Annotated in this window: 5 protein-coding genes and 2 rRNA genes; all 7 read left to right on the top strand. The window is 45.8% G+C overall.

Annotated features, from left to right (window positions below; all coding sequences use genetic code 11):
- Positions 1 to 113: 113 nt before the first annotated feature.
- The 7 genes from B7E06_RS21125 to clpC all read left to right on the top strand — a co-directional run bounded on the left by B7E06_RS21125 (position 114) and on the right by clpC (position 8,736).
- A 23S ribosomal RNA gene (locus B7E06_RS21125) occupies positions 114 to 3,038 on the top strand.
- A 64-nt stretch (positions 3,039 to 3,102) separates the two neighbouring features.
- Positions 3,103 to 3,216, top strand: a 5S ribosomal RNA gene (rrf, locus tag B7E06_RS21120).
- A gap of 81 nt (positions 3,217 to 3,297) precedes the next feature.
- Positions 3,298 to 3,990 (top strand): MgtC/SapB family protein, encoded by a 693-nt coding sequence (locus B7E06_RS21115; protein WP_082235801.1) that lies wholly within the window; start codon positions 3,298 to 3,300, stop codon positions 3,988 to 3,990.
- Between the two features lie 165 nt (positions 3,991 to 4,155).
- Positions 4,156 to 4,620 (top strand): CtsR family transcriptional regulator, encoded by a 465-nt coding sequence (locus B7E06_RS21110; protein WP_082235800.1) that lies wholly within the window; start codon positions 4,156 to 4,158, stop codon positions 4,618 to 4,620.
- Positions 4,621 to 4,637: 17 nt separating this feature from the next.
- Positions 4,638 to 5,189, top strand: a complete 552-nt coding sequence (mcsA, locus tag B7E06_RS21105; RefSeq protein WP_082235799.1) for a protein-arginine kinase activator protein McsA — start codon at positions 4,638 to 4,640, stop codon at positions 5,187 to 5,189.
- Positions 5,189 to 6,259 (top strand): protein-arginine kinase McsB, encoded by a 1,071-nt coding sequence (mcsB, locus tag B7E06_RS21100; RefSeq protein ID WP_082235798.1) that lies wholly within the window; start codon positions 5,189 to 5,191, stop codon positions 6,257 to 6,259. Before mcsA ends, mcsB begins: the two co-directional genes overlap by 1 nt.
- Before the next feature lie 20 nt (positions 6,260 to 6,279).
- Positions 6,280 to 8,736 (top strand): ATP-dependent protease ATP-binding subunit ClpC, encoded by a 2,457-nt coding sequence (gene clpC, locus B7E06_RS21095; RefSeq protein ID WP_082235797.1) that lies wholly within the window; start codon positions 6,280 to 6,282, stop codon positions 8,734 to 8,736.
- Positions 8,737 to 8,882: the final 146 nt, after the last annotated feature.

The following is an 8,882-nucleotide window of genomic DNA, read 5'->3' as shown; positions in this document are numbered from 1 at the left end:
TTGGTTGTTCAGTTTTGAGAGATCAAACTCTCAAACTTGTGAACCTTGAAAACTGGATAAGATATGACAAGACATCAAACCAACGTAAGAAAAAGTCTTTTCACGAAGATGAAAGTTAAGTGAATAAGGGCGCACGGTGGATGCCTTGGCACTAGGAGCCGATGAAGGACGGGACTAACACCGATATGCCTGGGGGAGCTGTAAGTAAGCTTGGATCCCAGGATTTCCGAATGGGGAAACCCGCTGTTCGTAATGGAACAGCATCCTTCGCTGAATACATAGGCGTTGGACGGCAGACCCGGGGAACTGAAACATCTCATTACCCGGAGGAAGAGAAAGCAAATGCGATTTCCCAAGTAGCGGCGAGCGAAACGGAATCAGCCCAAACCAGAAAGCTTGCTTTCTGGGGTTGTAGGACACTCCTTTGGAGTTACAAAGAGAGAGGATAGACGAAGCGATCTGGAAAGATCCGCCAGAGAGGGTAACAGCCCCGTAATCGACATCCTTTCTTCTCCGGAGTGGATCCTGAGTACGGCGGAACACGAGGAATTCCGTCGGAATCCGGGAGGACCATCTCCCAAGGCTAAATACTCCCTAGTGACCGATAGCGAACCAGTACCGTGAGGGAAAGGTGAAAAGCACCCCGGAAGGGGAGTGAAAGAGATCCTGAAACCGTGTGCCTACAAGTAGTCGGAGCCCATTGATGGGTGACGGCGTGCCTTTTGTAGAATGAACCGGCGAGTTACGACCGTATGCAAGGTTAAGCTGATGAGAAGCGGAGCCGCAGCGAAAGCGAGTCTGAATAGGGCGAATATAGTATGCGGTCGTAGACCCGAAACCGTGTGATCTACCCATGTCCAGGGTGAAGGTCAGGTAACACTGACTGGAGGCCCGAACCCACGCAAGTTGAAAATTGCGGGGATGAGGTGTGGGTAGGGGTGAAATGCCAATCGAACACGGAGATAGCTGGTTCTCTCCGAAATAGCTTTAGGGCTAGCCTCAGAATAGAAAGTCCTGGAGGTAGAGCACTGATTGGACGAGGGGCCCCTACCGGGTTACCGAATTCAGTCAAACTCCGAATGCCAGAGACTTTGTTCTGGGAGTCAGACCATGGGTGATAAGGTTCATGGTCGAGAGGGAAACAGCCCAGACCGCCAGCTAAGGTCCCTAAGTGTGTGTTAAGTGGAAAAGGATGTGGAGTTGCTTAGACAACCAGGATGTTGGCTTAGAAGCAGCCACCATTCAAAGAGTGCGTAATAGCTCACTGGTCGAGTGACTCCGCGCCGAAAATATACCGGGGCTAAACACACCACCGAAGCTGCGGATTGATCCGGATGGATCAATGGTAGGAGAGCGTTCTAAGGGCTGTGAAGTCAGACCGTAAGGACTGGTGGAGCGCTTAGAAGTGAGAATGCCGGTATGAGTAGCGAAAAAAGAGTGAGAATCTCTTTCACCGAAAGCCTAAGGTTTCCTGAGGAAGGCTCGTCCTCTCAGGGTTAGTCGGGACCTAAGCCGAGGCCGAAAGGCGTAGGCGATGGACAACAGGTGGATATTCCTGTACCGCCTTCCTTCCATTTGAGTGATGGGGGGACGCAGGAGGATAAGGAGAGCGCACCATTGGAAGCGTGCGTCCAAGCAGCAAGACGGTCGGAATAGGAAAATCCGTCCGGCAACGTCGAGCTGTGATGGGGAGGGAAATTGAGTACCGAAGCTCCGGATTTCACACTGCCAAGAAAAGCCTCTAGCGAGGAAGGATGGCGCCCGTACCGCAAACCAACACAGGTAGGCGAGGAGAGAATCCTAAGGTGAGCGGGAGAACTCTCGTTAAGGAACTCGGCAAAATGACCCCGTAACTTCGGGAGAAGGGGTGCTCCTCTGCCGAGGAGCCGCAGTGAAAAGGCCCAAGCGACTGTTTACCAAAAACACAGGTCTCTGCGAAGCCGTAAGGCGAAGTATAGGGGCTGACACCTGCCCGGTGCTGGAAGGTTAAGGGGATGCGTTAGCCGTAAGGCGAAGCGTTGAACCGAAGCCCCAGTAAACGGCGGCCGTAACTATAACGGTCCTAAGGTAGCGAAATTCCTTGTCGGGTAAGTTCCGACCCGCACGAAAGGTGCAACGACTTGGGCACTGTCTCAACGAGAGACCCGGTGAAATTATACTATGCGTGAAGATGCGCATTACCCGCGACAGGACGGAAAGACCCCGTGGAGCTTTACTGTAGCCTGATATTGAATGTTGGTACAGCTTGTACAGGATAGGTGGGAGCCTGAGAAGCCGGAGCGCTAGCTTCGGTGGAGGCGCTGGTGGGATACCACCCTGGCTGTACGGACATTCTAACCCAGGACCGTGATCCGGTCCGGAGACAGTGTCAGGTGGGCAGTTTGACTGGGGCGGTCGCCTCCCAAAGAGTAACGGAGGCGCCCAAAGGTTCCCTCAGAATGGTTGGAAATCATTCGCAGAGTGTAAAGGCACAAGGGAGCTTGACTGCGAGACCTACAAGTCGAGCAGGGACGAAAGTCGGGCTTAGTGATCCGGCGGTACCGTATGGAAGGGCCGTCGCTCAACGGATAAAAGCTACCCCGGGGATAACAGGCTTATCTCCCCCAAGAGTCCACATCGACGGGGAGGTTTGGCACCTCGATGTCGGCTCATCGCATCCTGGGGCTGTAGTCGGTCCCAAGGGTTGGGCTGTTCGCCCATTAAAGCGGTACGCGAGCTGGGTTCAGAACGTCGTGAGACAGTTCGGTCCCTATCCGTCGTGGGCGTTGGAAATCTGAAAGGAGCTGTCCTTAGTACGAGAGGACCGGGATGGACACACCGCTGGTGTACCAGTTGTTCCGCCAGGAGCATCGCTGGGTAGCTACGTGTGGACGGGATAAGTGCTGAAAGCATCTAAGCATGAAGCCCCCCTTGAGATGAGATTTCCCCTAACTATAAGTTAGTAAGATTCCTCAGAGACGATGAGGTCGATAGGTCTGAAGTGGACGCGTGGTGACACGTGGAGCTGACAGATACTAATCAATCGATGACTTATCTTTTAATTCTTTCGTGGTTTGATAGAAAGCAGTCTTATCCAGTTTTGAAGGTTTACCCTTCATACGATGAGGTGGCGATAGCGAAGAGGTCACACCTGTTCCCATGCCGAACACAGCAGTTAAGCTCTTCAGCGCCGATGGTAGTCGGGTTTATCCCCGTGAGAGTAGGACGCTGCCTCGTCCATAAGATTAACCGAAAGCATAAGCTTTCGGTTTTTTTGATATATTTATACATACCCTTTAAATAGAAAGGTGGGAGAGCATGGAACAAACTTATATGTGGCTGGAAAACCTTGATGTATTTTTTATAAGGATGATGGCTGCTTTAGCTTTGGCTGGAATAATTGGATTCGAACGCGAACTTAAAAACCATTCCGCTGGTTTTCGGACTCATATTTTAGTGGGAATGGGTTCTTGTTTAATGATGCTGCTCTCTCTTTATGGATTTGAAAACTTTATTGAAGAGTACGATAATGTACGGTTTGATCCTGCTCGTATCCCTTCCTATGTCATCAGCGGCATTGGTTTTCTCGGTGCAGGGACTATTATTGTAAATGGAATGACAATTCGCGGATTAACAACGGCAGCTTCTATTTGGACAGTCGCAGGTCTGGGGCTTGTGGTAGGAGCCGGTATGTATGGAGTGGCTATTGTAGCAACCGCTCTTGTTTTACTGAGTCTTATCTTCTTAAACAATATCGAAAAAAAGTATGTGAGCCATTACTCTAAAAATACTTATGTAATTGTATTGCAAGCAGATGGGAAAGTCAGTGACATTCTGACGATTTTTGATAATGAGAAACTTTTGGTGAAAAAAGTCGAAATTGAAGTGACTAAAGATCAACGAAAAAAAGTCTTTGTCCATTCGGACCGTGACCAGCAGTTTGATGAAACGGGTTTGATCGAAAAACTCTCCGCTGTTCCGAAAGTGCAAAGAGTGTCGAGTAAAAAATAGTCAAAGCTATGCGAAAGAATTCGTATAGCTTTTTTGTTTTAGGAAGGAGATTTTTAGGGAAAGATTACTCTTGTATATGAAAACATTATAGTTGCGTATGCAGTAAAAATGAGTATAATAAAATTAAGGTCAAAGATAGTCAAAGTCAAAAGAGGGGGAGGGAAAATGCGGAATATATCCGACATCATTGAAGAGCATCTAAAGAAGATTTTGGATGAAAATCGTCACGGAAGTATTGAAATTAAACGGAGCGAGATTGCTGAAAAATTTCAATGTGTTCCTTCTCAGATCAATTACGTGATTAAAACTCGCTTCACTGTGGAAAAGGGGTATATGGTTGAAAGTAAACGTGGAGGCGGAGGCTATATTCGAATCCGCCGCGTTAAACATCGATCCGAATCCCAGATGATTGATGATATTGTCAAGCTTATACAGCCTGAGGTTGCTCAATCTGTGTCACTCGATATCATTGAACGTCTTCTCGAAAATGGAAACATAAGTGAGCGTGAAGCGAAGTTAATGGCGAGTGTGATGGAGCGTGAGGTTCTTGCATTCCCGCTTCCTCTAAGGGATGAGCTCCGTTCACGAATTTTGACCGCGATGCTTTTCACCCTTAAGTACAAAAGCTAGGTGAGGAGGTAGATCATATGGATTGCCAGAGATGCCATAAGCGCCCTGCAACCGTTCATTTAACTCAGGTTATTAACGGCGAGAAAACAGAGATTCATGTCTGTGAGCACTGTGCCAAAGAAAAGGGTTATATGAATGAAAAAGAGGATTCATTCACTCTTAATGACTTATTATCCGGATTATTTAATTACGATTCTCAAATATCTTATAAAAACCAGCAATCCAAACCTTATAAAACACAGTCAGTACAATTGCAATGTCCATCCTGTGGATTAACGTATCAACAGTTTGCAAAGATTGGTAAGTTTGGCTGTGCGGATTGTTATAAAACGTTTGATGAAAGACTGGATCCGATCTTCAAACGGGTCCATAGCGGAAATACCCATCATCATGGGAAAATACCAAAGCGTGAAGGCGGCAACTTACATTTGAAGAAACAGGTCGATGAGCTTAAAACCGGCCTGCGCCAAATGATTGAACAGGAAGAATTTGAACAGGCTGCTCAGCTTAGAGATAAGATAAGATCATTAGAGCAGCAGCTTCATCAGGAGAAAGGGGATGAAGAATAATGTCCCTTGAACAATTTATGAATGAAGCCATCAGCCCTTGGATGAACCAGGAGGGCCCGGACAGCGACATTGTTTTAAGCAGTCGGATCCGTCTGGCCCGTAACCTGCAAAAGTATCCGTTTCCGATTATCGCTGACGAAGAGCGCTTAGAAGAAGTACTGAACATTTTTAAAGATGGGTTTGCAGGAAAATCTTTTAGAGATTATGAAAACTTTGAAGTTGTGCAGATGAGTGATTTGCAGCCTACCGAAAAAAGGGTGCTTGTTGAAAAGCATTTAGTCAGCCCGCACTTAATTGAACAATCGAAGCATTCAGCATCTTTAATATCACAAAATGAACAAGTGTCCATTATGATAAATGAAGAAGACCATATACGAATTCAGCTTTATTTTCCTGGCTTTCAGCTGGACCGGGCATTAGAGCAGGCGTCACAGTTAGACGACTGGCTCGAGGAAAAAGTCGATTATGCCTTTGATGAAAACAGAGGTTATTTAACAGCCTGCCCGACTAACGTTGGTACGGGAATGAGAGCTTCCGTCATGATGCACCTCCCTGCTTTAACTATGACACAGCAGATTACCCGGATGACCCCGGCAATCAATCAGTTAGGATTAGTCGTTCGCGGTATATATGGAGAAGGAAGCGAAGCATTAGGCAATTTATTTCAGATTTCTAACCAGATCACGCTTGGCAAGTCTGAAGAAGATATCGTGGAAGACCTTCATAGTGTAGTAAGGCAGTTAATTGATCAGGAAAGAAAAGCCCGTCAGACTTTAATGCAGCGATCAGGAATGCAGCTTGAGGATAGAGTTTTTCGATCCTTTGGTGTTTTGAAGCACAGTCGAATCATAGAGTCTAAAGAGGCCGCTAAATGCTTATCTGATCTTAGACTGGGAATTGATTTAGGGTTCATTGATAATATTCCTAAGACAATCCTGAATGAACTCATGGTTTTAACACAGCCAGGGTTCCTGCAGCAGTATGCTAAGGAGTCTCTCACACCATCTGAGCGCGATATCCGTCGAGCTTCTCTCATTAGAGAAAGATTACTATTAGAAAAAAACGAATAAATAGTTAGGAGGTAATGTCCATGATGTTTGGGCGATTTACTGAAAGAGCACAAAAAGTACTAGCATTAGCGCAAGAAGAAGCAGTGCGATTAGGTCATAACAATATTGGTACGGAACATATCCTTCTGGGCCTTGTCAGTGAAGGTGAAGGTATTGCAGCTAAAGCTTTAACGGCTTTAGGATTAGAAGCGACCAAGATTCAGGAAGAAGTTGAGAACTTAATCGGTAAAGGTGAAAAAGTGTCACAGACGATTCACTATACGCCAAGAGCTAAAAAAGTAATTGAGCTTTCTATGGATGAAGCCAGAAAACTTGGTCATTCATATGTAGGTACAGAACACATTCTTCTAGGCTTAATCCGTGAAGGAGAAGGTGTAGCTGCCCGAGTGTTAAACAACCTCGGTGTCAGCTTGAATAAAGCACGTCAGCAGGTTCTCCAGCTGCTGGGTAATAATGAATCCACTGGCGGCGGAAGAAGCAGAGGCGGGGGCGGAGGCTCTCAAGCGGCGAACGCTAATACGCCTACTCTTGATTCCCTGGCCCGTGACTTGACGGCTATTGCGAAAGAAGGCAATATCGATCCGGTTATCGGCAGAAGTAAAGAGATTGAACGCGTTATTCAAGTACTAAGCCGACGCACGAAAAATAACCCGGTTCTCGTCGGTGAGCCTGGTGTAGGTAAAACAGCGATTGCTGAAGGGCTTGCTCAGCAAATTATGAACAATGAAGTTCCTGAAATCCTGCGTGACAAACGTGTAATGACTCTGGATATGGGTACCGTTGTTGCCGGCACGAAATACCGTGGTGAATTTGAAGATCGTCTGAAAAAGGTAATGGAGGAAATTCGTCAAGCTGGCAATATCATCTTATTCATTGACGAGCTTCATACCTTGATTGGAGCGGGAGGAGCAGAAGGTGCCATCGATGCTTCCAATATTCTTAAACCTTCCCTTGCTCGCGGTGAACTTCAATGTATCGGTGCTACAACACTTGATGAATATAAAAAATATATTGAAAAAGACGCCGCACTGGAACGCCGCTTCCAGCCGATTAAAGTGGAAGAGCCTTCTTTAGATGAGTCTGTACAGATTCTTAAAGGTCTTCGCGACCGTTATGAAGCGCACCATAGAGTGACGATTACAGATGATTCTATTGAGTCTGCTGTTCGTTTTTCTGACCGTTATATTTCAGACCGCTTCCTTCCAGATAAAGCGATTGACTTAATTGATGAAGCAGCATCCAAAGTTCGTCTGCGTTCTTATACAGCTCCGCCAAACTTAAAAGAGCTGGAGCAGAAGCTCGAAGAAGTTCGCAAAGAAAAAGATGCAGCTGTCCAGAGTCAGGAATTTGAAAAAGCAGCTTCCCTAAGAGATAGTGAACAGCGTTTACGCGATGAACTCGATCAGACAAAAGATGAATGGAAAGAGAAGCAGGGTCAGGAAGATTCTGAAGTAACAGTAGAAGATATTGCTTCTATTGTATCTACTTGGACTGGTGTTCCTGTTTCCAAGATGACAAAAGATGAAAGTGAACGTCTGCTTCAGTTGGAAGATACACTTCATAACCGCGTCATCGGTCAGGAAGAAGCCGTGAAGGCAATCTCTAAAGCGATTCGCCGTGCACGTGCCGGTCTTAAAGACCCGAAACGACCGATTGGTTCCTTTATTTTCCTTGGACCGACTGGTGTAGGTAAAACAGAGCTTGCTCGTGCCTTAGCAGAGAGCATGTTCGGAGAAGAAGATGCAATGATTAGAATCGACATGTCTGAGTACATGGAGAAACACAGCACGTCCCGTCTAGTAGGTTCACCTCCAGGTTATGTAGGATATGATGAAGGCGGACAGCTGACAGAAAAAGTACGAAACAAACCTTATTCTGTTATTCTTCTCGATGAAATTGAAAAAGCTCACCCTGAAGTCTTTAACATTCTTCTGCAAGTGCTGGAGGATGGACGCTTAACGGATTCAAAAGGCCGTGTCGTTGACTTTAGAAATACGGTACTGATTATGACTTCCAACGTAGGAGCCAGTGAGCTTAAACGTAATAAATACCTCGGCTTCTCTATGGGAGATGAAGATCAGGATTACAAAGACATGAAGTCTAAAGTTACTGATGAGCTTAAAAAAGCGTTCCGCCCAGAGTTCTTAAACCGTATTGATGAAACCATCGTGTTCCATTCTCTGGAGCGTCGCCATATGAAAGATATCGTTACACTAATGGCCGAACAACTGAGAAAACGCCTGCTTGATCAGGATATTGACTTTACGCTCAGTGAAAAAGCGATTGAGCATATCGCGAAAGAAGGCTTTGACCCTGAATACGGAGCACGTCCGCTGCGCCGTTCAATTCAGAAAAACGTCGAAGATCTGCTTTCTGAAGAGCTGCTGAAAGAAAATATCCACAAAGGGCAAAAAGTCGGAATTGACTTAGATGATAAGAATGAATTTGTGGTTCATACTCATCAAGAAGCAAAATAAAGAAGAGATTATGAATAATTTATGAAAAATTTAAGGTCGGAAGGTGTATGCCTTCCGATTTTTTTATGTTTTCGATATGCTAGAAATATGGATTTTTAAAATAATTTGATAGGATTATGAAACTTTTTCACAAGCCATATCGTTAG

Origin of the sequence: Halobacillus massiliensis (assembly GCF_900166625.1) — a bacterium.
Classification (GTDB): Bacteria; Bacillota; Bacilli; order Bacillales; family Halobacillaceae; genus Halobacillus_A; species Halobacillus_A massiliensis.
This window is presented reverse-complemented; position numbering and strand designations above follow the sequence as displayed.

Excerpts from the sequence above, each read along its gene's own strand:
- clpC (WP_082235797.1), top strand. The coding sequence starts at position 6,280 with ATGATGTTTGGGCGATTTACTGAAAGAGCACAAAAAGTACTAGCATTA.
- B7E06_RS21115 (WP_082235801.1), top strand. The coding sequence starts at position 3,298 with ATGGAACAAACTTATATGTGGCTGGAAAACCTTGATGTATTTTTTATA.
- mcsB (WP_082235798.1), top strand. The coding sequence starts at position 5,189 with ATGTCCCTTGAACAATTTATGAATGAAGCCATCAGCCCTTGGATGAAC.
- mcsA (WP_082235799.1), top strand. The coding sequence starts at position 4,638 with ATGGATTGCCAGAGATGCCATAAGCGCCCTGCAACCGTTCATTTAACT.
- B7E06_RS21110 (WP_082235800.1), top strand. The coding sequence starts at position 4,156 with ATGCGGAATATATCCGACATCATTGAAGAGCATCTAAAGAAGATTTTG.